Below are 24,182 nucleotides of genomic sequence, written 5' to 3' on the forward strand. Positions count from 1 at the left end.
ACAAATGGCAATTCCGGCCTACATGTGGCTCAAGGACGACGGCGGTGCGGACATCAAGGGTTCGGTGACCGTCCAGGATCGCGAAGGCAGTGTCGAACTGGTTGCATTCGATCATGGCGTGCACATTCCGACCGACGGCAATACGGGCAAGCTGACCGGCACGCGCGTGCACAAGCCGATCACGCTGACGAAGGAGACAGACGCATCGACACCCTATCTGTACAAGGCCGTGACGAGCGGCCAGACGCTGAAGTCGGTCGAAATCAAGTGGTACCGGATCGACGACGCGGGCAAGGAGAAGGAATACTTCAACACGAAGCTCGACAACGTGAAGATCGTCGCGGTGAAGCCGAAGATGCTCGACATCAAGAACCCCGATTACGAGAAGCACAACCATCTCGAAGACGTCGAACTGCGCTACGAGACGATCACGTGGTCGTACAAGGACGGCAACATCATCCACAAGGACACCTGGAACGAACGTTCCTGATGGACTGAACGGCTGGCGGATTCCGTCGCGCTCGCGCGGCGGGAATTTCGCCGCTCCGGGCACCCGCCCTCCTCCCTTCCTGACCCGCTACCGACATGACGCCGCCGCTCCGGGATGCTTCCCATCTCATTCGCCGCCTCAATCCCCACTGCACGCGCGCGCTCGAAGCCGCCGCGAGTCTTTGCCAGACCCGGCTCTCGGACGAAATCGCGGTCGAACACTGGGTGCTGAAGCTGATCGAGGCGGACGACGGCGACATTCCCGCGCTGCTGCGCCACTACGATCTCGACATCGATGCCGTCTGGGACGCACTGATCGACGTGATCGACCGCATGCCACGCACGTTGCGCGGCATGCCGGCGCTGTCGCGGCAGCTCGCCACGGTGATCGAGGATGCGTGGGCGCATGCGATGACCGACGATCGCGACGGCATCATTCGCTCCGGACATCTGCTGCAGGCCATCGTCGATGCGCCGCACGTGCTGCGAACGCAGCGTGCGTGGCCGCTACTGTCGGTCTCCAGCGCGCAAATCCGGCGTGTGCTGCCGCGGCTTGGACGACGGTCGTGCGAAAACGCAGGCGACGACTCCATACCAGCGCGCGAAACCGACTCGACGGGCGATCTGCCCGTCGACGGCACGACGCCGTCGGCCACCTCTCCGCGACACACACCGACGCGCCCGATCGAACCTGACGCGCTCGCCCGCTTCGCACTCGACCTGACCGAAAAAGCACGTCGCGGCGAGATCGATCCCGTCTTCGGCCGCGACCGCGAGATCCGGCAGATGATCGACGTGCTCGCACGGCGCCGCAAAAACAATCCGATCCTCGTCGGCGAACCGGGCGTAGGCAAGACCGCGCTGGTCGAAGGGCTCGCATTGCGCGTGGTCGAAGGTAGCGTGCCGGAGACGATCCGGGATACGCGCATCCTGACGCTCGGTCTCGGCTTGTTGCAAGCGGGTGCGGGCGTGAAAGGCGAATTCGAACAACGGCTGAAGAACGTCATCGACGAAGTGCGGGCTTCGGCCACGCCGATCCTGCTGTTCATCGACGAAGCGCACACGCTGATCGGTGCAGGCAACGCGGCGGGCGGCGCCGACGCGGCCAACCTGCTGAAGCCGGCGCTCGCGCGCGGCGAGTTGCGCACGATCGCGGCCACCACGTGGGCCGAATACAAGGAATACTTCGAACGCGATGCCGCGCTCGAACGACGCTTCCAGGTGGTCAAGGTCGACGAACCGGACGACGATACGGCCTGCCTGATGCTGCGCGGGCTCGCGAACCGATACGCGAAACATCACGATGTCCACATCCGCGACGAAGCGATCGTCGCGGCCGTGCGGCTGTCGCGCCGCTACATTCCAGCCCGGCAACTGCCGGACAAAGCCGTCGACCTGATCGATACGGCCGCCGCGCGCGTGAGGATGGCGCTCGACGTCCCGCCTGCGGAACTGCAGCAGGCGCGCGCCGCACTGGAGGCGCTCGAACTGGAGCGCGCCGCACTCGATGCGGACGCCGGCGCCGGGATCATCAACATCGCCGAACGGCGCACCGCGATCGACAGGGAACACGAAGACATGCGCGGCACCGCCGATGCGCTGCTCGGCCAGTACACGCGGGAACAAGAACTCGTCGGCAACTTGCGCGCCCTCCGTGGCGCAACCGATCAGGCGCCCGACCCGGCAGCCGTTTCCAACGCGCTTGACGCGTTATCGACCGCTCAGGGCAAAGCACCCATGATCTCTGCCGACGTCGATGCGCAATCCATCGCGCGCGTCGTCGCCGAATGGACGGGCGTGCCGGTCGGCAATCTCGTCGAGGACGAATTGCGCAGCCTGCTCGCGCTCGAAGCGATGCTCGCCACACGCGTGGTCGGACAGGATGAGGCGATCGGCGCGTTGGCCGAAAGCCTGCGCACGGCCAAGGCGGGCCTGAAGAGCGAACGTGCGCCGCTCGGCGTCTTCCTGCTGGCCGGGCCATCCGGCGTCGGCAAGACCGAGACCGCGCTGGCGCTCGCCGATCTGCTGTTCGGCGGCGAGGCCGCGCTGACGACCATCAACCTGTCCGAGTATCAGGAAGCGCACACGGTGTCGCAACTCAAGGGCTCGCCGCCCGGCTACGTCGGCTACGGGCGCGGCGGCGTGCTGACTGAAGCAGTGCGCCAGCGCCCGTACAGCGTCGTGCTGCTGGACGAAGTCGAGAAAGCGCATCGCGATGTGCTCGACATCTTCTATCAGGTGTTCGACCGGGGCACGATGCGCGACGGCGAGGGGCGCGAGATCGATTTCCGCAACTGCGTGATCGTGATGACGTCCAATCTCGGCAGTACCCAGATCGACGACGCGACGGCGGAGGAAGCGTCGATCACGCAGGCCACCTTGCGAGAAACCATTCATCCGAAACTGGTCGAGCATTTCCAGCCGGCGTTGCTCGCGCGTTTCCAGACGCTCGTTTATCGGCCGCTCGACGCCGCGGCGCTCGCCTCGATCGTACGGATCAGACTCGACAAGATCGCCGAGCGCCTGCACCGGCAACATGCCGTGACACTGTCGTACGCGGACGATCTGGTCGAATCGATCGCACAACACTGCGTGTCGCGAGAATCGGGTGCACGCAGCGTCGACGCGTTCCTGAACCAGCATGTGCTGCCAGTCATTTCGCGCGAACTGCTTACCCGGATGACGTCGGGTTGCGCGACATCGATGATCTCGCTGACGATCGGGGCAGCAGGTAATTTGACAATCGATTTCGATAACCCAAACACACGACGATCAATAACGGGGCAAGGCTGACACAGCACGGTCGTCCCCAATCTGCACTCAACGAAAAGCTATGGAGCTCATTCTTCTTGTCGCTTGTGCGTGGTTATGCAGTGCGTTCTGGTTGATCCGCATTCCCTGCGTAATCATCCAGATGCGTCGCAATTCCCAGGATATCTGGACTTTCATGTCGCTAGGTCGATTGTTTCTCCTGGCACTCGTCTATATCGTTACTGCTCCGCTCCCGCTGTTAATCGCCTTTGCGATAGCTGGCGCAGGCGTCAGCGGCAGCAAAGCCGGTAGCCTCGAGCCAATTCTGTCTCTGGCATGGGCCGCGCTGTGGATTTTCCTGTCTGCCGCGGCAGTCGCATTGATACTGGCAATCTTTCGGCTGTTCGTCATGCTTGGCTCAGCTCGGATATTCACCAGGCACATGAGGAACTGATCATGTCAGGAGCGATAGCAACACGATGACCGCCGGCCCCTCCCTCTACGACATGTTGCTCGGCCAGATCGGCGGCGAGCCGATCGGCGCGTACGACGACCGTACACTTGAATGCCTGAGCGTTCAGCAGAACGTACGCCGCATCCTCAATACGCGGGCCGGTGCGCTGAAGCACCTGCCCGACTACGGGCTACCCGACCTGACGAACATCTACAAGGCCCTGCCCGCGTCGGCGCACTTGCTCAAGCAGCAGATGGAAGCAACGCTGCTGAAGTACGAGCCGCGCATCCGCTCGATCGACGTCGGGATCGTCGACAATCGCGATCCCGGCATCCTCGTCAGCTTCGAGATGACCTGCCACCTGAAGAACGCGGGGCTCGTGCGCTTCGGCACATACTTCGAGCCGCCCGGTCGCCTGCGCATCGAACGGTACGTCGCCCGCTCATGATCGAGCGCGATCAGCCCTCGTGCGCCAGATGCACCGCAAACCCCACCTTCCCCGGTACGATCTCGTCCTTCAGCGTCAATGCCGGAATCTCGTAATCGCCCGCGTTCTGCCGGCGGAACGGAATCGGCTGCGTCGTCCACAGTTCATCCAGACGCTTGCCGAGCGCAATACGCGTTTCGTCGAAGCGCGCTTCGTTCATCTTGCCTGTCCGGTAGATCACGAACGGCGGCAGCACGTCGAAGCCCGGGTAATACAGCACGCCGTGCTGGATCGGGAACAGCACGTCGTCGATCGGCCCGTTGATGCCGCGCGGGCTATAGTGCGACTCCCACCCGCCCGTCGTGACGACCACCATTGCCCGCTTGCCGGCAAACAAGCCTTCACCGTAGCGATCGCCCCAGTGCGTATCGGAATGCTCGCCGACACCGTACGCAAAGCCGTACGCGTACACGCGCTCGAACCAGCCCTTCATGATCGCCGGCATCGAGAACCACCACAGCGGAAACTGCAGGATCACCGCGTCGGCCCATTTCAGCTTCTCCTGCTCGCGCGCGATGTCTTCGCTCTGCGTGCCGGCCGCGAATGCGCGCTTCGAGTCGAGCGACGGATCGAAACGCGTGTCAGGCGCACGATCGGTCACGTCGTTCGCATCGAACGCCGCCTTCCAGTTCATCGCATACAGGTCGGTCACCTGCACCGTGTGGCCGGCCGCTTCGAGATGCTCGACGGCGAAGTCGCGCAGTGCGCCGTTCAATGAACGCGGTTCGGGATGGGCATACACGATCAGCACATTCATGTTCGTCACTCCGTGGATTGAATGACTGCAGGATGCCGCCATCGACGGTATATTTGAAATGAATTCCTGATATTCCAGGTATAGCCGTGAATAATCTCAGAAGGCTCGATCTGAACCTGCTCGTCACGCTGGACGTGCTGCTCGCCGAACACAACGTCACGCGCGCGGCCGAGAAGCTGAACATGTCGCAGCCATCGGTCAGCGTGCAACTGCAGAAACTGCGCGACGTGTTCGGCGATCCGCTGCTGCTGCCGGGGCCACGCGGAATGCGGCCGACCGCGCGCGCGGAAGCGCTGCGCGAACCGTTGCGCGATGCGCTCGAAGCGGTCGAGCGTGCAGTCATTCCGGCCACGCCGTTCGATCCCGCGACCGCGACGAACACGTGGCGTGTGGCAGCGACCGACTACGGCGAATCGACGATCGTGCTGCCCGCGCTGAACGCGCTGCGTTCGGCCGCGCCCGCCACGCGGCTCGCCGTCGTCGAGCTTGTACCGCCGCGCATCGAGCAGGATGCCGAACGAAACGGCATCGATCTCGCCTTCCATACGACCGAAGAGTCGCCGCCCGGCATGCGGCGCCGGCCGCTGTTCGCCGAGCGTTATGTGCTCATCGGCCGCGCCGGGCACCCGAAGCTGAAGCGGCGCCCGACGCTCGCGCAGTTCGGCACGCTCGAACACGTGATCGTGTCGCCCGACGGCGGCGGCTTCTTCGGCGTAACGGACGAAGCGCTCGCGAAGATGGGCGCCGCGCGGCGCGTCGTGCTGTCGGTGCCGCATTTCCTGTTCGTGATGTCGGCCGTCGCAAGCACCGATCTCGTCGCAATGGTGCCCGAGCGGCTGGTACGCGACGTGCCCGCACTGCGCGTGGTGGAAGCGCCGGTCGAGGTGCCCGGCTATGAAATGTCGATGCTGTGGCACGAGCGCGTGCATCGCGATCCGGCGCATCGGTGGCTGCGGGAGACGATCGCGGCAGCGGTGTAATTCGTTCGCCTGCCCGGTGCGGCCGCCCGCTTCGATCGCATCGCATGAAATCCTTCATCCGGGGCTTGAAACCGCGCCAAACACTGTATATATTTACAGTGCTTTTTGCACCATTTGACCCGAATTCCGTCATCCAGAGACGAACGGACTTTTGTGAGGCGACCATGTTCCAGGCATCCGCATTCGATCCCGAGCAACCCGGCTTCAACCCCATCCACTTCGAGCGCGCCGCGCAGCGGGCGGTCGTCGATCTGCAGCGTGTCGCCGGCGGCCCCGCGCAGCGGGCGCTCGGCCTGCGGCGCCGCACCCATCCTGCGGCCGTCCGCACGATGAGCTGGCAGGCGCTGCTGAACGTCGAAGAGCTGGCATTCTCGAATGCCGGCTTCCTGAACCGCAACGATCCGGCCGTGGTCGACGCGTTCATCCGGTTGCGCGACAGCCGGCTGATCGCCGCGGACATCGAGGAGCCGGTCGACTGGCGTCGCGACGATGACGACCTGCCGGCCATCTACCTGATCGTCAAGGCGATGCTGGAAGCGGAAGAGGAAGAACGGGCCGAAGCCGCCTGAGCCGTGATGGCCGTTCACGGTCACAGTCTGTCGGGGGCGCGCCGCCACGTTGCGTGGTGGCGCGGCCGGCGCTGCGGCTGATTTCAGTCCTGCGTCAGAGAACCGGGGCATCGAACGGTGAGCCCCGAACCGCCGCGCGGCGTACGTCCGGGTGACCGTTGCAGCGACCACCGGTTACAGCCGTGCCGCGAGCCGTGAACCCTGATCGATCGCGCGCTTCGCGTCGAGTTCGGCGGCCAGTTCCGCGCCGCCGATCAGGTGCACCGAACGCCCGGCCGCCTGCAGCGGCGCGAGCAGCGCGCGCTGCGGCTCCTGCCCCGTGCAGAGCACGATCGTGTCGGCCTCGATCAGCTCGTGATCGGTGCGCTGCTCACCGTACGACACGTGCAGGCCGCGCGCATCGATCAGTTCGTAGTTCACGCCGCCGATCATCTTCACCTGCTTCATCTTCAGCGTCGCGCGGTGAATCCAGCCGGTCGTCTTGCCGAGCCCCTTGCCGAGCGGCGCGGCCTTGCGCTGCAGCAGCGTCACTTCGCGTGCGGGCGCCGTTACCTGCGCACGCGTCACACCGCCACGCGTCACGGCCGGGTCGGTCACGCCCCATTCGGCCTTCCACTCTTCCAGATCGAGCGCCGGCGATTCGCCGTCCTGCACCAGGTATTCGGCGACATCGAAGCCGATCCCGCCCGCGCCGAGCACCGCAACGCGGCGGCCGACCGGCTGCCTGCCCGCGAGCACGTCGATGTAGCTGAGCACGTTCGGCCCGTCCTGCCCCGGAATCTTCGGGTCGCGCGGCGCGACGCCCGTCGCAAGCACGATCTCGTCGTAGCCGCCCGCGATCAGTTCGCTCGCGTCCATGCGACGGTTCAGGTGCAGGTTTACGCCGGTCAGCTCGACCTGGCGGCCGAAGTAGCTCAGCGCTTCGTGAAACTCTTCCTTGCCCGGAATCCGCTTTGCCATGTTGAACTGGCCGCCGATCTCGGCTGCGCCATCGAACAGGTCAACCTGGTGGCCGCGCTGCGCAAGCACGGTCGCGCATGCGAGCCCGGCCGGCCCCGCACCGACCACCGCGATGCGCTTCGGCTGCGGCGCGGGCGTGTATTTCAGCTCGGTCTCGTGGCACGCGCGCGGATTCAGCAGGCACGATGCGATCTTGTTCTTGAACGCGTGATCGAGGCACGCCTGGTTGCAGCCGATGCAGGTGTTGATCTCGTCGGCGCGGCCCTGCGCGGCCTTGACCACGAACTCGGCATCCGCGAGCAGCGGGCGCGCCATCGACACCATGTCCGCGCAGCCGTCCGCGAGGATCTGCTCGGCCACTTCGGGACGGTTGATCCGGTTGGTCGTCACGAGCGGAATGCCGACCTCGCCCTTCATCTTCTTCGTCACCCATGCGAACGCGCCGCGCGGCACCGACGTCGCGATCGTCGGCACGCGCGCCTCGTGCCAGCCGATCCCCGTGTTGATGATGGTCGCGCCCGCGCGTTCGACGGCCTTCGCGAGCTGCACGGTTTCGCTCCAGTCGCTACCGTCCGGAATCAGGTCGAGCATCGACAGCCGGTAGATCAGGATGAAATCGCGGCCGACCGCTTCGCGCGTGCGCTCGATGATCTCGATCGGCAGCCGGATGCGGTTCTCGTACGAACCGCCCCACTGGTCGGTGCGCTTGTTCGTATGCATCGAGATGAACTGGTTGATCAGGTAGCCTTCGGAACCCATGATCTCGACGCCGTCGTACCCGGCTTCGCGCGCGAGCGTCGCGCAGCGGACGAACGCGCGGATCTGCCGCTCGATGCCGCGCGCGCTCAGTTCGTGCGGCACGAACGGCGAGATCGGCGACTTGATCTTCGACGGTGCGACCGCGAACGGGTGATAGCCGTAGCGGCCCGTATGCAGGATCTGCAGCGCGATCTTGCCGTCCTCCGCGTGCACGGCTTCCGTGATCTCGCGATGGCGCCGCGCGGCGGCCGACGTCATCAGCGTGCCGCCGAACGGCTTGGTCCAGCCGGCCACGTTCGGCGCAAAGCCGCCCGTCACGATCAGGCCGACGCCGCCGCGTGCGCGTTCGGCGAAATATTCGGCGAGCCGCGGCAGCGTCTTGCGGCTGTCCTCGAGGCCCGTGTGCATCGAGCCCATCAGCACGCGGTTCTTCAGCGTCGTGAAGCCGAGATCGAGCGGTGCGAGCAGGTGGGGAAAGGTCGTGGTCATGATGATCGTGCCAATAAGCGATGCGTGACATCGTAGGCGCGTGCCGCCTTGAGCGTGAGGGGGCAAACAGCCATAATGCTTGTCATTTCCGGCCAAGACGACATGACCTCCCCTCTCGCCAAGGACCGCCTCGGGCTGCGCCGGCCGACGATTCCGGTCGCCTATACGCGCCTGTTGCTGCAGGCGCTGGCCGCACGCGGTGTCGACCTGGCTGCCGTGCGCGCCGGCACCGGCCTGCGTGATGCGGTGCTGGCCGAACCGGACGCGCGCGTCGCACCGTCGCAATGGGGACGGCTCGTGCTCAATGCGATCGAGATCGGCGGCGATCCGGGCATCGGGCTCGCGTTCGGGCTGCTGCTGAAGCCGACCGTGCACGGCTTTCTCGGCTACGCGACGCTGACCGCGCGGGACATCCGGGAGGCGCTATCCGTCACGCAGCGCTACTTCCGGATGCGCAATCGCCAATACCGGCTGACCTATGCGGAAGACGATCGCGGTGCGACGCTCGAACTGCACGGCGTGCAGGCGAGCCCCGTGCTGCAGCATCACGTGATGTTCGAATTCGTGTTGACCGGGCTCGCGCAGAACATCTCGCAATGGGCAGGGCGCGCGTCGCCGCCGATCAAGCTGCAATTCGCGTGGCCGGAGCCGCCCTATTTCGCGCGCTATCGCGACCAGTTGCCGCCGGTCGAATTCGGCTGCGCCGCCAACGCGCTGTGGATCGCGCACGACGTGCTCGACTGGCCGCTGCCGCTCGCCGACGAAGTCGCGCACCGTCAGGCGCTCGTGCAGGTGGAGCGTGAGTACGCACAGGTGCGGCAAGAGGAAGGCGACCTGGTCGAACGCGTGCGCGCAGAGCTGGCACGCGGGGCCGGCGATTACCCGGGGCCGGAAACGCTCGCCGACGCGTTGCTCGTGTCGACACGCACGCTGCGGCGCCGGCTGGAGGAAGCCGGTTCGAGCTACCGGCACTTGCTCGACGAAGCGCGGTTTCGCGACGCGAAGCAGCTGCTCGCCGCGTCGGATCTCGACCTGAAAACGATCGCCGAGCGGCTGCAATTCACCGACCCGGCGAATTTCACGCGCGCGTTCCGGCGCTGGGCCGGGCAGACGCCGAGTGCTTATCGGGAAGCGGCCGCGGGTACCGCGCGCGAGTGATGCCGGGCCGCAGGCGGTACGACGTGCCTGCGCGGGATTTCATCGGTATGATCAATGCCATACCAAAGCGGCGCCCACCGGCGCACTCTCCCGCCTCATGCCCAATCACACCACCCTGATCGAAGCGACGATCGACCGTATCGACACGAACCTCATTCGTGTCGCGTCCGATCTCAAGAAGGTGCCGCTTTATCGCGTGACGATGCAGGGCGTCTGCTACTTCATCGCCGCCGGCGATATCGATGCCGAGGCGTTCAAGCAGATCGATCAGTTGAAGCCCGGGATGGCCGTGCGCGCGTGCATCTTCAACGATCGCGGCCGGCACCAGATCGCGTGGATCAGGAGCCACGATCTGGCGATCGCACCTTACGATGCGTTCAGACAGAAGAACAGCAACCAGTCGCTGCTCATGTGGGCGTCATGCATCTTCATGCTGAGCCTGCTGATCGACGGTGCCGCCTTCAAATCGGGCTGGGCGTTCGTCGGCGCGGTGGCCTTGGTCGTGGGCATCATCAGCCTGCTGGGCTCCCTGCTCGCGATCGCCGGCCTGTCCGAACTGGTCTTCCGGCCCCAGCGGCGCGAAGCCCAGCAAAAGTGGCAATGCGAACCGGCCGGTTTCGCGGTGGAACGGAGCAATGCATGAGCGATCGCACCATGCAGATTGCGTCCGGTTGCGTGACATCGGTCAGCCAGAAGACGATCAGCACGAAGGTCTGGAGCAACAACCTGGGCACGACCACGCAAAGCATCGAGGAGATTGCGCTCCAGCTCGACACCGTCGACGCACCGCTCACGCTCAGGACGGACAGCACGCGGAGCGTGTTCATCGTCGCGGGCGACCGTTTGACCGTTGCATACACGCAAGGTCGGGATCGCCGCGCCATCTACGCTATCCGCAATGCGACCGACGGCTCGGTGTATCTCGTTCGCACCGCGAAAGCCGCGGCTGCCCGCACCGATGTTGTCGTAACGATCGGCATGCTGGTCGCCATGGCCATCACGGTCGGCCTCGTGTCCGCGATGGAACGCAGCACGGACAGCGCGCTCGAGATATCCACATGGTTCGGCGGAGCCGCGATCGCCCTCTTCCTGCTGAGCACGATCCTGCGCACCGTGTTCGGCATAATCATATGGCCCGAGATCCGGCGGCTCAGGCAGCCAGGCGGCAAACGCGAGATGAATGCTGCCCGGAGCGCACTGTCGCTCTCGAACGAAGAAACGCCGCACATCCGCTTCATCTGAACCGATCCGGCGCACGACGCGTCAGCGATCGACGCAAATCCGCGCGCCGCCGTCCCCCTCACCCGCTTCGATCCGCACCTCCCCCGTCGCGGCGGCGATCGCGTCGTACACGTCATCGGTCACGCACACCACCGGCACCGCGATCGCATACAGCTCGGCCGCGACGATCGCGCCGATCGAGATGATCAGGTCGCGCTCCTTCAGCACGATCGCGACCGGCCCCGTGCCGTTGCGCACGGCTTCCGCGAGCACGCTGCTGCTGGAACTCGAGCCCTTCGCGTGCGGCATCACCATCACCTTGCCGGCGAGGCTCGCACCGGCCTGCGGATGCCCGCGATCGACGATCTTTCCCGCGCCGGAGTCGTAGCCGCCCCAGAAGCTGAGCGGCTTGTCGAGCACGAACGGGCGCGCGCATGCGCTGCCCGGCACGAGCGTGTCGCCCGTCAATACCTTGCGCGTGGCCTCAGTCATCGAATCGCACCTTTCCTTCATACGCCGAGCGCACGCATTCGCGCATGCTGCCGTATGCGACCGTCACGCCGATGTTCGCGGGCGCATACGACGCCCATTTCCCCGAATTGGTCATCACGAGCCCCGACAGTTGCTTCATTACCGGCGTGATGTACGTGCAGGTGTCGACGACGATCTGGATGCCGCGTGCAGCGAATTTCTCCGCGAGGCCGGCTTCATCCAGCTCCCACAAGATGAACCGGCTCGTGTTCACGTAGAAATCGCAGGCCGGCTTGCCGTCGAACGCATCGAGCAAGGTATCGAGCGTGCGGAATTCGGCCAGCGAGAAATGCGGCGTGCCGAGCGCCACCGCGACGAGCGCGTCGCCGGCCGCGCCGTGGTTCAGCGTGCGGCGAATCTCGTCGAGATCGGCCATCGTCACGTCGACCGTGCGTTGCACCGCCTGCCCGTGCAGCGCGGCGGCGAGCGTGGGTGCTTCCGGCGTCACGCCGACCGCATGGAACAGCGCGACGGCCCCGCTCGACGCGGCGGCCGCGCCGAGTGCCTTGAGTTCGTCTTCGGTGGTGTCCGCCGGCAGCCCGACGATCGCCGGCACTACCGCGCCCGCGATCCTGCCGATCAGCAACCCGAGCGCGGCGAAATGGATGTCGCGCGACGGCAGGCGGCTGAAGTCCGGTGCGTTGAACACGAGCCGCGCGGCGCGGTTCGCTTCGACATGAAGCCCCGCATACGGCGCACGCCCGGTGATTGCGGCAGCCAGGTCGAGAAAGTCGCCATACCGGCTCGTGCGCGCGCCGAGCACCGAGTTCGCGAACACGATCGCATTGGATTCGGCCCACGCGATCTGCTCGCCTTTCGCGGGACGGTTCTTCAGCTGGTACGGCGCGCACGTGAAGCTCGATTCGCAGCCGAGCTGCAGATGCGCGTCCATCAGGCGCTGCGCGTCGCGCTGGATCGTGCGGTCGCCGTGGTACAGCTCGGGATGGATCAGGTCGAGCGACCCGACGTTCAGCGTGGTCGGCACCGCGACCTTCGCGCCGGTGTCGACGAAATACTCGACGAAGTCGAGGCTGGTCTGGCCGTGGTAAAGGCAGCCGTCGATATGCGCGGACGTGATGTCGATCAGGTGCGGCGCGGACATCACTTGCGCCGTGCGCGCGACGATCCGCATCGCGCGCGCGACGCCGTCGCCGAAATCCCCGCGCAACATGGCGCTGTCGCGGTCACTCAACTGCAGCATCGGTTGCTCCTCTGACGCGTGCCGGCGGCGCCGGCCCGTGAAATCCGTCAGGGGACTCTACAACTGGAAATAAAAACTGTCCAGATTGACATCAATCCGGACAGTTTCAAAAACCAATTCCTACGCTACAGCGCAATCAAAGCAGCCAATGGCTCAAATTCCGCTCCAGTTTATCGCTGGTCCGTCTAGCGTTCCGCGGTAACACTGAACAGTTCGTCGCGCAGCGACTTCGCGCGGTCGCGGCCGAACTGCGTCTCGAATTCGTCCTGCGCGGCCTGCCACGCGACCAACGCCCGCGCGAACGTGCGTTCGCCCAGCTTCGTGAGGCTCAGCGCATGCGCGCGCGCATCGTGCTCGGACGCGGCCGTGGCGACGAAGCCGTCGCGCTGCAGCGGTTTCAGCGCGCGCAGCAACGTCGTGCGATCCATCACGAGCACATCGGCGAGTTCGCTCATCAGGAAGCCGGGCCTGCGTGCCAGGTTCGCCATGATCGAGAACTGGGCGGGCGTGACGCCAACCGGGGCCAGATGGCGTTCGTACAGTTGCGTGACGAAGCGCGCCGCCTGACGCAGCGCGAGGCAGTGGCACGCCTGGGCAATCGAGGTGTCGTTCATGCTTCGCAATTTATATGTGCATATGCATAAAGTCAATGTACACTCCGCCGTAACAAGGCCGGCGGCCGGCCCTCGCGCAAGGAGACGGACATGGACTACATCGACAAGCTGCGGATTTTCCGGTCGGTGGTGGAGATGCGCAGCTTCACGCGCGCCGCCGACATGCACGGCCTTGCACGGCCTGTCGTGTCGCGCGCGGTCGCGGATCTGGAGGCGCGTTTCGGCAGCCGGTTGCTGCACCGGACCACGCGCCAGGTGTCGCTGACCGAAACGGCCGAGCGCATCTACGAGCGCTGCGCGGCCGTGCTCGACGAACTCGACTCGCTCGAAGCGGAAGCGCAGGCGCCGACGCGCGAGCCCGAAGGCCTGCTGCGGCTCGTCGCGCACACGACGGCCGCGCTGAACCAGCTGGTGCCGCTGATCGCCGGCTTCAAGGCCGCACACCCGAAGGTGCGCCTCGACGTCACCCTCACCGAGCGTCCGGTCGATCTCGTCGGCGAAGGCTACGACATCGGCATCGTCGTGCCGTACATGCTGACGAACGAATCGACCGTCGTGCGGCTCATCGAACGGATTCCGCTCGTGATCGTCGCGACGCCCGCGTATCTGCGCGCCCATTCACACCCGGTCACGCCGGCCGACCTCGCCGGCCATCTGTTCGTGCCGATGTCGCCGTCGCTGCGCCGGCCCGCGCTGTCGTTCCGCGTCGACGGCAACACGCTGACCGTGCCGTTCCGCTTCGACATCTCGTCGAACAGCCCCGTCTTCAACCGCGAAATGGTGATGCATGACTTCGGCATCGGCGTCGTGCCGAAAACGCTCGTCGGCGCCCAACTCGCGTCGGGCGCGCTCGTGCAGTTGCTGGCCGACGCCGATCTCGTCGATGCGTTCGTCGAGATCAAGCTCGCGTACGCGAACCGCGCGCTGCTGCCCGCGAAGGTCAAGGCGTTCATCGACTACACGGCCGCCTACTGCGACCGCGAAGGCTGGATTGTTCCGGCAGCGGCCTGATCCGGCGCACGAACGCACCGGCCTGCCGCCGATTGGTACAGCCGTGACAACAATCTGATCGCGCCCCGCCGCTCGCTTCGCGCCGTATTGCCCCCTAACATGTGTACATGCACAAGACGACGCTCACCGATGACGATTGCTTTGCGGTCCGGCAAGCCGCCCGCCGGATCTCGCAGTTCTACGAGCGTTATCTGTCGCGGGCGGGCGTGACGCCGTCGCAATACAGCATTCTCGCGCTGCTGCGCGACCAGCCGGGCCTGACGATGGCGACGCTGTCGAACGTGCTGGTGATCGAACGCACCGCGCTGCTGCGCGCGCTCAAGCCGCTCGTCGGCGCGGCGCTGGTGACAGGCCGGATCGAACCGCCGTGTCGCGGCCAGACGTTCGCGCTGACCGCACACGGCGAAACGAAGGTCGCCGACGCGCACGTGCACTGGCTCGCCGCGCAGGAAGCGTTCGAGCGGCGCTTCGGGCCGACGCAGGCGGCCCGCCTGAGAGACGAATTGTTCCGGATCACGCATAACCTGCCGGAACGCTAGCCCCTTCCCCGATCGACACGATGTCGTCGATCGTTTTGATAAGTGCATATACATAGGTGAAACGATGGAAACGACCCAAGCCGCTGCCGCGTCACGCGAGGCAGCCACAACCGAGCGGCCCGCGAAGCAGCAGCGCCGTGTGCCGTGGATGCGCATCGCGGTAGGCGTCGCCGTCGTCGTCGTGGCCGCGGCGGTGCTCGACTGGCTGTTCGTGCTGCGCTTCCAGGAGAGCACGGACGATGCGTATGTCGGCGGCGACGTGACCGTGCTCGCGCCGAAGGTCAACGGCTTCGTCGACAAGATCCTCGTGACCGACAACCAGCGCGTGAAGGCCGGCGACGTGCTCGTGCAGCTCGATGCGCGCGACTACGACGCGAAGCTCGCACAGGCCAGCGCCGAAGTCGACAGCGCACGCTCCGCCGTGACCGAACTCGAAGCGAAGCAGCAACTGCAATTCGCGGTGATCGGCCAGCACGCGGCCGACAAGAACGCGTCGTCGGCCGAGCTGACGCGCGCCGCATCGGATCGGGTGCGCTACCGCGAACTGGTGAAATCCGACGCCGTGTCGAACCAGATCGTCGAACGCGCGGACGCCGATTACTCGAAGGCCGGTGCGGCCGTCGAACGCAGCGACGCGGCACTGCTCGCATCGAAACGGCAGCTCGACGTGCTCGGCGCGCAGCTCGCCGATGCACAGGCCCGCGTGAACACCGCGCTCGCCGCGCAGCGCGTCGCGGCACTCAACGTCGAATACACGACGATCCGCTCGCCGGTCGACGGTTACGTCGGCAATCGCACCGGCCGCGTCGGGATGCTCGCGAACGTCGGTGTGCCGCTGCTGACGGTCGTGCCCGCGTCCGGACTGTGGATCGACGCGAACTTCAAGGAAGACCAGCTTCGCAAGATGCACGCGGGCGATCGCGTCGACGTGTCGCTCGATGCGTCGAGCACGCGCCTGCACGGCCGCGTCGACAGCCTCGCGCCCGCGACCGGCGCGACCTTCAGCGTGCTGCCGCCCGAGAACGCGACCGGCAACTTCACGAAGATCGTCCAGCGCGTACCCGTGCGCGTGCATCTCGATCCGCAGCCGGGCCTCGACCACGTGCTGCGCCCCGGCCTGTCCGCGGTCGTGACCGTGCATACCGGCCGCGCGAGCTGAACGGGAGACGACGATGACCACCGCGTTTTCCGGCGACCCGGCGTCGCAACCGACCAAGCAGCGCGTGTTCGCGTTCGCGCTGATGTGCGTCGGCTTCTTCATGGCGACGCTCGACATCCAGATCGTCGCGTCGTCGCTGCGCGACATCGGCGGCGGCTTGTCCGCCAGCCAGGACGAACTGTCGTGGGTGCAGACGGCCTACCTGATCGCCGAGATCATCGTGATCCCGATGTCGGGCTGGCTGTCGAAAGTGATGTCGACGCGCTGGCTGTTCGCCGCATCGGCGGTCGGCTTCACGATCACCAGCATGCTGTGCGGCGTCGCGTGGGACATCAACTCGATGATCCTGTTTCGCGGGCTGCAGGGCGCGCTCGGCGCCGCGATGATCCCGACCGTGTTCACCACTGCGTTCGTGCTGTTCCCCGGCAAGCAGCGGCTGATCGCATCGACGACCATCGGCGCGCTCGCGTCGCTTGCGCCGGCGATCGGCCCCGTGATCGGCGGCTGGATCACCGACCAATGGTCGTGGCACTGGCTGTTCTACCTGAACCTCGTACCGGGCATTGCAGTGGCCGCACTCGTGCCGCGCTACGTGCATATCGACGAACCCGATCTCAGCCTCATCAAGCGCGGCGACTATCTCGGCATCGTGCTGATGTCGGGTTTTCTCGGCTGCCTCGAATACGTGCTGGAGGAAGGCCCGCGCAAGAACTGGTTCGGCGACGACGCGATCGTGATCTGCGCCTGGATCTCCGGTATCTGCGGCTTCCTGTTCATCGTGCATGCACTGACCGCGAAGGATCCGATCGTCGACCTGCGCGCGCTCGTCGTGCGCAACTTCGGGATCGGCAGCCTGCTGTCGTTCGTGACCGGCATCGGGATCTTCGTGACCGTGTTCCTGACGCCGCTGTTTCTTGCGCAAGTGCGCGCGTTCAGCTCGCTGCAGATCGGCATCGCGCTGCTGTCGGTCGGCGCGTTCCAGCTGATCGCGCTCTGTGCGTATGCGTTTGCCGCGCGCTTCTTCAGCCTGCGCTCGCTGCTCGTGTTCGGGCTGATCTGCTTCGGGCTCGGCTGCTACCTGTATACGCCGATCACGCACGACTGGGGCTGGCGCGAACTGCTGCTGCCGCAGGCGCTGCGCGGCATCGGCCAGCAATTCAGCGTGCCGCCGATCGTGACGATGGCGCTCGGTTCGCTGCCGCAGTCACGCCTGAAATCGGCAAGCGGCCTGTTCAACCTGATGCGCAACCTCGGCGGCGCGATCGGCATCGCGGTGAGTGCGACGATGCTCAACGACCGGCTGAACTTTCACTACCTGCGCCTGAACGAGCACGTGAGCGCCGGCCAGCCGCAGGTCGCCTCGCTGCTCGATCGCCAGGCCGCGTACTGGGCGTCCGTGGCCGGCAACACGCTGGATGCCGCGCAAGCCGGGCTCGCGAACCTGCACCACCTGATCTATCGCGAAGCGCTGACGCTCACGTATGCGGATGCGTACTACGCGCTGTCGCTGTGCTTCGTCGTCGCGCTGATCGCAGTCGCCTTCTCCAAACCCATTTCCCTGAACGCGCCGCCGCCGGATGCGCACTGAGGTTGAGGTCATCTCCATCATGAAAAAACTTCTCGTCGCCCTCGCCGTCAGCGCATTCGCCGCAGGATGTGCGGTGCAGCCTGCGCAGCATCCGGCGCTTCAGGATTCGGTTCGAACGCTCGCGCCGGACGGCTGGGATACCGGCGTGCCGCGTGCGGACATCGACGCCGCCGCGTGGTGGGCGCAATTCCACGATCCCGTCCTCGACAAGTTGATCGCCACGGTGCTCGACGGCAACCTCGATCTGCAGGCTGCCGCCGAACGCGTGAAGCAGGCGCAGGCGCTGACCGTGCAGAAGCGCGCAGTGCTGCTGCCCGAACTCGACGCGACCGCACATGCGGCCGACGCACGCCAGAACACGCCGCCGCCGCTCGGCTACGTGCGGCAGGCCGGTGCGGGGCTCGCGCTGAGCTGGTCGCCCGACGTGTTCGGCGGCGAACGGCTCGACCTGCTCGCCGCGCAGGCCGAGCTCGTCGGACAGAAGCATGCGGAAGATGCGATGCGGCTCGCGCTCGCGGCCGATGCGGCTTCCGCGTATGTCGATCTGCGCTGGGCGCAGCAGGAATTGAAGATCCTGCAGGACAACGCGAAGATCCGGCAGCACGCGCTTGAACTCACGCGCAAGCGGCAGGCGTTCGGGCTGTCGACTGAGCTCGACGTTACCCGCGCGCAGAACCAGCTCGACGCGCTCGAAGCGCGAATTCCGCCAACGCAGGCGCAGATTGCGCATCAGCTCAACCTGATTGCCGTGTATTCGGGGCGCACGCCGGAATCGGTCGATCGGCTCGTGCTCGCGCAGGCGGGGGAGATTCCCGCGCCGCCGGTTGGCGCGCCGGGGACGTTGCCTTCGCAGGCGTTGCTGCGGCGGCCGGATGTGCTGACTGCGTATGCGCAGGTCGAGCGGCGCGCGGCGCAAGTCGGTGTGGCAAAGGCCGAGCGGTATCCGAAGTTTTCGTTGAACCTGACGGACGGGATTCTGGCCGCTTCGTATCTCGGGTTGCCGACGTTGACCGACAACCTGTTCAGCGCGGCGTTGAGTGCGACGAGCCCGATCTTCAATGCCGGGCGCATTACCGCCGATATCTCGCAGAGCGAAAGCCGGATGCGCGAGTCGGAACTCGGGTTGCGGCAGACGATGCTGCAGGCGTTGCGGGAAGTCGAGGATGCGCGCGCGAATCTCGTCAGCTCCGATGAGGCGTCGCGGCGGCTCGATAGCGCGCTCGCTGCTTCGGACAAGGCGCTCGGGTTGGCGAATCAGCTCTATAAGGGCGGTGCGACGGATTTTCTGGATGTGCTGTCCGCACAGGAGGTGTATCTGCGGGATTCGGATTCGCTCAATCAGGTCAAGCGCGAGCATGCGCTGGCGGCAGTGGCGCTTTATCGGTCGCTTGGGGGTGGGTGGAGCAGGAATGATGCGGCGGGTGGGCCCGAGGTGGAGGCTGTGGCGAAAAACTGAAGCCGGTACCTGACGTGAATACAGGCCGCGTGAACGGCCTGCATCTCTACTCAAACATGGCTGATCGGCTCAACCGATCGCAGCCTGTTCAGGTCACAGCGGCGGGCGCTTCAGCTTCAACCAGCGCTGAACCGACGGCCGTTCCCACTGCGCACGCGCGTAGTCGGCAAGGCGCTGCGGCACCGGATCGTCATTCAGCACCAGACGGTTCAGCATCACCGCCAGGTCGACATCGGCAATGCTCCACTCGCCGAACAGGTTCGCCGCGCCCGGCGCGAGCAACTTGTCGGCGGCTGCGAACAGCTTCTGCGCGGCGGCCTGCGCCAGGCTCGACAGCGGCTCGCTCGACGGGCCGTAGAACAGCACTTCGGTCGACCGCTCCGTGCGAACCGGCATCAGGTCGCTGCGCAGCCACGCCTGTACCTGCCGTGCGCGTGCACGCTGACGCGGCTCGACCGGGTAGAGCCGCGTGCCCGGGAAAATCTCGTCGAGATACTCGGTAATCGCCGACGATTCCGACAATGCGAAATCGTCGTGCACGAGTGTCGGCACGCGTTGCGTCAGCGATGTCGCCGCATAGTCCGGCGCGAAATGCGCGCGGTTGCCGAGATCGACGGTCACCAGTTCGTACGGCAGCGATTTTTCCTCGAGCGCAACGAAGACCGACATCGCGTATGGGCTCGTGTATTGCGTATCCGCGTAGAGACGGAGAGTACCGGTTTGCACTGCTGGCTCCTTGTGGGTGCGGATGCTCGCGGCGGCTGGTTGATGCGCCGACGGGTTCCGGGTGGGTCGATGCGGTTGTGTGACAGGTTAGCAGCGGCTGGTTTCGAGATGTTCGTGGTTGTGCGTGTGCTGCAGCGGTGTGGTCATGCGGCGTCGGGCCAGCGGTAGCCGATCACTTCGTTCAACGGGTAGGCGAGTTCACGCACTTCTTCCAGCTGGTTGCCGCCGAACAGATGCACGTGCTCGTCATCGTGACGCAGGTAGAAACCGACGTGCCCTTTCCAGCTCGCGGGATCGTCGCGCGTCAGGATCGCGATGCAGCCGTAGACAGGGCGTTCCAGCGGCCTCCCCCAATCGAGCCATGAACGCGCGAGGGCGGAGCCCGTGCCGCGAATGCCGGCGTGCGTCATGCACCAGTTGACGAACGACGAGCACCAGGAAATCTTGTCGTCGTAGCCGACCAGGTTCGTCTGGTTGTTGTATTCGACGATGCGCGGGTTGATGCTGCCCGGCGGGTGACGGCGGATGCCGAGTTCGGCCATCGCGACAGGCATCCACGGCGGATGGGCGGCGTCCGGTTTGCTCTCAGGGTTGAGTTGGGTCACGTCGTTCTCGGGCGAGTGTGATGTGCGGTCAATCTTCGCATGAATGATGCGCGGCGACGAGGGTCACCGGAATCGCGACGCGGTATGAATGACCGCCCCTGATGCATTGCCCACTCCCGGTGGGAAATGATCCAAACGAACAGGTGTTTTTCAACGCTCCCCATCGCCCCACACTGCGTTGGTCCGCCGGCATTTCGGCGCTTCCCGACGAGGTTAACGATGACGCAGCCCCTACTTCCCCGCGACGACACCTATGCACGTGGTCTCGCGTTGTTCGAGCGCCTGCACGGCGCGCACAGCGGCAAGGATCTGGCGCAGTCGCGCGAAACGCTCTGCCCCGACTTCCTGACGATGACGATGCAATGGGCGTTCGCCGGCGTGCTGGACCGGCCCGGGCTCGACCTGGCGACGCGCGAGCTGGTCGTGATCGCCAGCTGCGTGACGCTCGGATACGCGTTGCCGCAGTTGCGCGCGCACGTCGAAGCCGCGCTGGTCGCGGGTGCAACGCGCGAGCAGATCATCGAAGCGATCCTGCAGACGATGTTTTATGCCGGCGGTGCGGCCGTGAACAACGCGCTGGGCGTCGCGGCGGAAGTCTTCGCTGCCCTGCCCGATGCCGACGGGCTCACTCCGTCGAGTCCGCAGCCGCAAAACGATCCAGCGCAAACGCGATGAACGCGCGGAGTTTGGCCGGCGCGCCGGCATCGCGCGCGTAGAGCAGGTATAAATCGCGGCCGCGTGATTCATACGCGGTCAGCAGACGACGCAGGCGGCCGGCTTCGAGGTCGGCCTTGACCAGACCGAACGGCTGCAGGATCACGCCGCCGCCGGCCAGCGCGGCCTCGCGCAGCGCGGGGCCGCTGTCGACGCGCAATCGATACGCGACCGGCACTTCGATTGCGCCGTCCGGCCCGTCGAATCGCCACCGGTAACGCGGCCCCCACCGCGTATGGCCCAGGCAATCGTGATTCAGCAGATCCTGCGGCGTGGCCGGAGTGCCGTGGTGGGCCAGATAATCCGGTGACGCACATACGACCATCCGGTAGTACGACGGCAACGGCCGTGCGACGAGTGTCGAATCAGCCAACGGCCCGACGCGAAACGCGAGGTCGACACCGTCGCCGACCGGATCAACCGCGGCATCGGTCAGCACGAGTTCGATATCGACGCGTGGGTATTGCGCGAGAAAAGCGGCGACGGCCGGCGCGAGCTGCGTGACGCCGAATGAAATTGGCGCGGCGATGCGGAGGTGACCGGACGGATCGCTACCGAGTGTCGATGCGGCATCGTCGGCGGTCTCGACCCGGTCGAGGATGTCACGACAACGCTCCAGGTATAGCGCGCCGGCCTCGGTCAGATGATGGCGCCGCGTCGTGCGGTGAAGCAGCTTCACGCCCAGGCGTGCTTCGAGCGCGTTCAGGTGCTTGCCGACCATGCTCGGCGACAGGCCGAGCCGCTCGGCCGCGGTGGTCAGGCTACCGGTGCTGACGATCTCGACGAACACCGACATGCTTTCGAAGCGGTCCATGGGGGAATGAAATGGGGGTAAACAACCAGTGCGGCGTAATCGTGCATGCGTTGCGCTCAATCTTCGCATGAATGCCGCGGCTCGCCGCATCCTCCTTCCTTGTAACTGCCTTTTGAATTGCTCGTCTCAGGTCAGATCTTCCAGCTGGAAAGGCGTTTCATTTTTATAACCGCCACCGAATCCCGCGTCGACATGCAAAAACGGCTGCCGTGAATCCACGGCAGCCGCCCCTCAGAAACGCCTTATTCTAAATCGCGAATCAGACTTTACTCATCCACCTTGAAAGCCGACACGAGCCGGGTCAATTCCGCCGCCTGCTGCTTCAAGCTCGCCGCCGCCGCCGCGCTTTCTTCCACCAGCGCCGCATTCTGCTGCGTCATCTGATCGAGCGACTGCACCGCGTCGCCAATCTGGTCAATACCGGCACTCTGCTCCAGGCTCGCCTCGGCGATCTCGCTCATCATCGCGCTCACGCCCTGCACCTGCGACACGACATCGCGCATCACCTTCCCGGCCTCACTCACCAGCCGCGACCCGGCATTCACCGTCCCCGCGCTATGCTCGATCAGCACCTTGATCTCCTTCGCCGCCTGCGCGCTGCGCTGCGCCAGATTCCGCACTTCCGAAGCCACCACCGCAAACCCGCGCCCCTGCTCGCCTGCCCGCGCCGCTTCCACAGCCGCATTCAGCGCCAGAATATTCGTCTGGAAAGAAATGCTGTCGATCATCACGATGATCTCGGAGATCCGCTGCGATGCGTCGCTGATCTCCTGCATCGTGGTCACGACTTCGCCTACCACCTGCCCGCCGCGCGCGGCCGCATCGGAAGCGCCGTTGATCATCTTCGCGGCCGTCGTTGCCGTTTCGGTGTTGTTCCGCACCACGGCCGTGATCTCTTCCATCGACGAAGCCGTGCGCTCCAGGTTGCTCGACTGCCCTTCGGTGCGTTCGCTGAGGTCCGCATTCCCCGATGCAATCTGCGCCGACCCGGTCGCAATCGACGCGGAAGCCGTGCGAATGCTATGCACCAGCGTCGACAGCGACGACACGAACCGGTTGAACGCATCCGACAACTGCCCGATCTCGTCCTGGCTCTCGACCGTCATCCGGCGCGTCAGGTCGCCCTGGCCGCTGGCGATCTCCGACAGCAGCGTCGCCGCGCGGCGAATCGGAGCGGCAATCGCGCGGCCCACCAGCCAGATCACAAGCAACGCGACCCCGAGGCCCACCACCGCCGCAACCAGCGCCGCGCTGCGAATTGCACGCGTCACCGGCCCGAGCAGTTCCGCCTGCGGCACCTCGACGACGACATACGCGTTCAACTCCGGAATGAACGACGTCGCGATGAAGCGCGCACCGCCATCGCCGTTGTAGCTCAGGTACGCATACGGCTGGCCGGCCAGCAGCGTCGCCGACGCATCGCCCGGCAGCCCCTGTTGATCCTTCATGAAATGCTTGCCGTCGATCAGCGACGAATCGCGATGCATCATGATCGCGCCGTCGGGACGCACGAGATACGCGAATCCGGTCTCGCCGATCCGGTAAGCGGCGATGCCCTTCGCGAGCGCATCGACGGACAGGCTCATGCAGGCCGCGCCGATCGGCACGCCGTCGAGTTCGACGCGGCTGTTGATGAACATCATGTAGCCGCCGACCGTCACCTCGCGGTCCATGTTCACGTCGAACGCCTTGCCGGACGACAGGAACCCGGTCAGCCACTGATCCTTGTCGGTCACCTTCCGCTGCAGGCCGGATTCGTTGTAGTAGTTGCCGCTTTTCACGGACACCCATTGCACCGACGCGGCCTTCTGCTCGTCCTTCACGTTCTTCGCGAGCTGGATCCAGTTGCGCGTGCCGGCATCGGGTTCGCCGTCGGCTTCCCATTGCAGCAGGAACGCGTCGCGCGCGAGAATCCGCGACGCGGCGATCGGGCCGGCCATCTGCCGCTGCACGTCGGCGCGGATGCCGTTCACGGCCGTCGGCAGCTCTTCGCGCACGACGCGATCGCGCACCGCGTTGCCGATCAGACGGATGCTGAGTCCGCTCGAGATCGCGACGAACACGAGCAGGCAACTCGTCATGCTGAGAATCAGCTTGTTCTGAATGGAAAGCTTGCGCCAGAAATGCATGGGGAACCCTCGATAACCGCT

At 65.5% G+C, this 24,182-nt stretch carries 24 protein-coding genes; 15 read left to right on the top strand and 9 right to left on the bottom strand.

Annotated elements, in window-relative coordinates:
- Positions 1-4 precede the first annotated feature (4 nt).
- From B7G54_RS20340 to tssE, 4 genes are all read left to right on the top strand, one after another.
- Complete coding sequence (locus B7G54_RS20340) at positions 5-490, top strand: Hcp family type VI secretion system effector (protein WP_006750272.1); 486 nt, start codon at positions 5-7, stop codon at positions 488-490.
- Between the two features lie 95 nt (positions 491-585).
- On the top strand, positions 586-3,282 hold the full coding sequence (tssH, locus tag B7G54_RS20345; RefSeq protein WP_085040707.1) for a type VI secretion system ATPase TssH: 2,697 nt from the start codon (positions 586-588) through the stop codon (positions 3,280-3,282).
- Between the two features lie 40 nt (positions 3,283-3,322).
- On the top strand, positions 3,323-3,694 hold the full coding sequence (locus B7G54_RS20350) for a hypothetical protein (protein WP_085040708.1): 372 nt from the start codon (positions 3,323-3,325) through the stop codon (positions 3,692-3,694).
- Positions 3,695-3,719: 25 nt separating this feature from the next.
- The gene (gene tssE / locus B7G54_RS20355) at positions 3,720-4,142 is read left to right on the top strand and encodes a type VI secretion system baseplate subunit TssE (RefSeq protein WP_085040709.1); all 423 of its coding nucleotides are present in this window, start codon (positions 3,720-3,722) and stop codon (positions 4,140-4,142) included.
- A gap of 10 nt (positions 4,143-4,152) precedes the next feature.
- Here tssE and B7G54_RS20360 read toward each other — a convergent pair whose 3' ends face one another.
- The gene (locus B7G54_RS20360) at positions 4,153-4,938 is read right to left on the bottom strand and encodes an NAD(P)H-dependent oxidoreductase (RefSeq protein WP_085040710.1); all 786 of its coding nucleotides are present in this window, start codon (positions 4,936-4,938) and stop codon (positions 4,153-4,155) included.
- An 86-nt stretch (positions 4,939-5,024) separates the two neighbouring features.
- Here B7G54_RS20360 and B7G54_RS20365 point away from each other — a divergent pair, with 86 nt between their 5' ends.
- Together B7G54_RS20365 and B7G54_RS20370 are read left to right on the top strand one after the other, a co-directional pair.
- Entirely contained in the window at positions 5,025-5,918 is an 894-nt protein-coding gene (locus B7G54_RS20365; RefSeq protein ID WP_085040711.1) for a LysR family transcriptional regulator, read from the top strand.
- Positions 5,919-6,082: 164 nt separating this feature from the next.
- Positions 6,083-6,487 (top strand): DUF2471 family protein, encoded by a 405-nt coding sequence (locus tag B7G54_RS20370; RefSeq protein ID WP_085040712.1) that lies wholly within the window; start codon positions 6,083-6,085, stop codon positions 6,485-6,487.
- Positions 6,488-6,661: 174 nt separating this feature from the next.
- Here B7G54_RS20370 and B7G54_RS20375 read toward each other — a convergent pair whose 3' ends face one another.
- Entirely contained in the window at positions 6,662-8,695 is a 2,034-nt protein-coding gene (locus B7G54_RS20375; RefSeq protein WP_085040713.1) for an NADPH-dependent 2,4-dienoyl-CoA reductase, read from the bottom strand.
- A gap of 75 nt (positions 8,696-8,770) precedes the next feature.
- Here B7G54_RS20375 and B7G54_RS20380 point away from each other — a divergent pair, with 75 nt between their 5' ends.
- The 3 genes from B7G54_RS20380 to B7G54_RS20390 are packed head-to-tail and all read left to right on the top strand — an operon-like array spanning position 8,771 to position 11,095.
- The gene (locus B7G54_RS20380) at positions 8,771-9,853 is read left to right on the top strand and encodes an AraC family transcriptional regulator (RefSeq protein WP_085040714.1); all 1,083 of its coding nucleotides are present in this window, start codon (positions 8,771-8,773) and stop codon (positions 9,851-9,853) included.
- Positions 9,813-10,496 (top strand): hypothetical protein, encoded by a 684-nt coding sequence (locus B7G54_RS20385; protein ID WP_244289389.1) that lies wholly within the window; start codon positions 9,813-9,815, stop codon positions 10,494-10,496. Before B7G54_RS20380 ends, B7G54_RS20385 begins: the two co-directional genes overlap by 41 nt.
- The gene (locus B7G54_RS20390; protein ID WP_085040716.1) at positions 10,493-11,095 is read left to right on the top strand and encodes a hypothetical protein; all 603 of its coding nucleotides are present in this window, start codon (positions 10,493-10,495) and stop codon (positions 11,093-11,095) included. Before B7G54_RS20385 ends, B7G54_RS20390 begins: the two co-directional genes overlap by 4 nt.
- Positions 11,096-11,116: 21 nt before the next feature.
- Here B7G54_RS20390 and B7G54_RS20395 read toward each other — a convergent pair whose 3' ends face one another.
- From B7G54_RS20395 to B7G54_RS20405, 3 genes are all read right to left on the bottom strand, one after another.
- Positions 11,117-11,566 carry an aconitase X swivel domain-containing protein gene (locus tag B7G54_RS20395; protein ID WP_085040717.1) on the bottom strand — a complete coding sequence of 150 codons (450 nt, stop codon included), beginning with the start codon at positions 11,564-11,566 and terminating at the stop codon, positions 11,117-11,119.
- Positions 11,559-12,806, bottom strand: a complete 1,248-nt coding sequence (locus tag B7G54_RS20400) for an aconitase X (protein ID WP_085040718.1) — start codon at positions 12,804-12,806, stop codon at positions 11,559-11,561. Before B7G54_RS20400 ends, B7G54_RS20395 begins: the two co-directional genes overlap by 8 nt.
- 185 nt (positions 12,807-12,991) lie before the next feature.
- Positions 12,992-13,420, bottom strand: coding sequence for a MarR family winged helix-turn-helix transcriptional regulator (locus B7G54_RS20405; RefSeq protein ID WP_085040719.1), 429 nt, complete (start codon positions 13,418-13,420; stop codon positions 12,992-12,994).
- 90 nt (positions 13,421-13,510) lie between these two features.
- On the opposite strand from B7G54_RS20405, the gene B7G54_RS20410 reads away from it, so the two are divergent.
- From B7G54_RS20410 to B7G54_RS20430, 5 genes are all read left to right on the top strand, one after another.
- A complete protein-coding gene (locus B7G54_RS20410) occupies positions 13,511-14,431 on the top strand; it encodes a LysR family transcriptional regulator (RefSeq protein ID WP_085040720.1) in 921 nt (306 codons plus the stop codon).
- 107 nt (positions 14,432-14,538) lie between these two features.
- A complete protein-coding gene (locus B7G54_RS20415) occupies positions 14,539-14,970 on the top strand; it encodes a MarR family winged helix-turn-helix transcriptional regulator (RefSeq protein WP_085040721.1) in 432 nt (143 codons plus the stop codon).
- 64 nt (positions 14,971-15,034) lie between these two features.
- Complete coding sequence (locus tag B7G54_RS20420) at positions 15,035-16,129, top strand: HlyD family secretion protein (protein WP_085040722.1); 1,095 nt, start codon at positions 15,035-15,037, stop codon at positions 16,127-16,129.
- 13 nt (positions 16,130-16,142) lie between these two features.
- Positions 16,143-17,717: a DHA2 family efflux MFS transporter permease subunit gene (locus tag B7G54_RS20425; protein WP_085040723.1), complete on the top strand. Its 1,575-nt coding sequence runs from the start codon at positions 16,143-16,145 to the stop codon at positions 17,715-17,717.
- 19 nt (positions 17,718-17,736) lie between these two features.
- The gene (locus tag B7G54_RS20430) at positions 17,737-19,173 is read left to right on the top strand and encodes an efflux transporter outer membrane subunit (protein WP_085040724.1); all 1,437 of its coding nucleotides are present in this window, start codon (positions 17,737-17,739) and stop codon (positions 19,171-19,173) included.
- 93 nt (positions 19,174-19,266) lie between these two features.
- On the opposite strand, the gene yfcF is transcribed toward B7G54_RS20430, so the two are convergent.
- On the bottom strand, positions 19,267-19,899 hold the full coding sequence (gene yfcF / locus B7G54_RS20435) for a glutathione transferase (RefSeq protein WP_085040725.1): 633 nt from the start codon (positions 19,897-19,899) through the stop codon (positions 19,267-19,269).
- 143 nt (positions 19,900-20,042) lie between these two features.
- The gene (locus tag B7G54_RS20440) at positions 20,043-20,453 is read right to left on the bottom strand and encodes a TIGR02594 family protein (RefSeq protein WP_085040726.1); all 411 of its coding nucleotides are present in this window, start codon (positions 20,451-20,453) and stop codon (positions 20,043-20,045) included.
- A 270-nt stretch (positions 20,454-20,723) separates the two neighbouring features.
- Here B7G54_RS20440 and B7G54_RS20445 point away from each other — a divergent pair, with 270 nt between their 5' ends.
- Positions 20,724-21,179, top strand: coding sequence for a carboxymuconolactone decarboxylase family protein (locus B7G54_RS20445; protein WP_085040727.1), 456 nt, complete (start codon positions 20,724-20,726; stop codon positions 21,177-21,179).
- Here the strand turns inward: B7G54_RS20445 and B7G54_RS20450 are convergent.
- Together B7G54_RS20450 and B7G54_RS20455 are read right to left on the bottom strand one after the other, a co-directional pair.
- Entirely contained in the window at positions 21,130-22,032 is a 903-nt protein-coding gene (locus tag B7G54_RS20450) for a LysR family transcriptional regulator (protein ID WP_208864968.1), read from the bottom strand. The genes B7G54_RS20445 and B7G54_RS20450 overlap by 50 nt on opposite strands.
- A 266-nt stretch (positions 22,033-22,298) precedes the next feature.
- Positions 22,299-24,161 carry a methyl-accepting chemotaxis protein gene (locus B7G54_RS20455; protein WP_085040728.1) on the bottom strand — a complete coding sequence of 621 codons (1,863 nt, stop codon included), beginning with the start codon at positions 24,159-24,161 and terminating at the stop codon, positions 22,299-22,301.
- Positions 24,162-24,182: the final 21 nt, after the last annotated feature.

Origin of the sequence: Burkholderia puraquae (assembly GCF_002099195.1) — a bacterium.
Classification (GTDB): Bacteria; Pseudomonadota; Gammaproteobacteria; order Burkholderiales; family Burkholderiaceae; genus Burkholderia; species Burkholderia puraquae.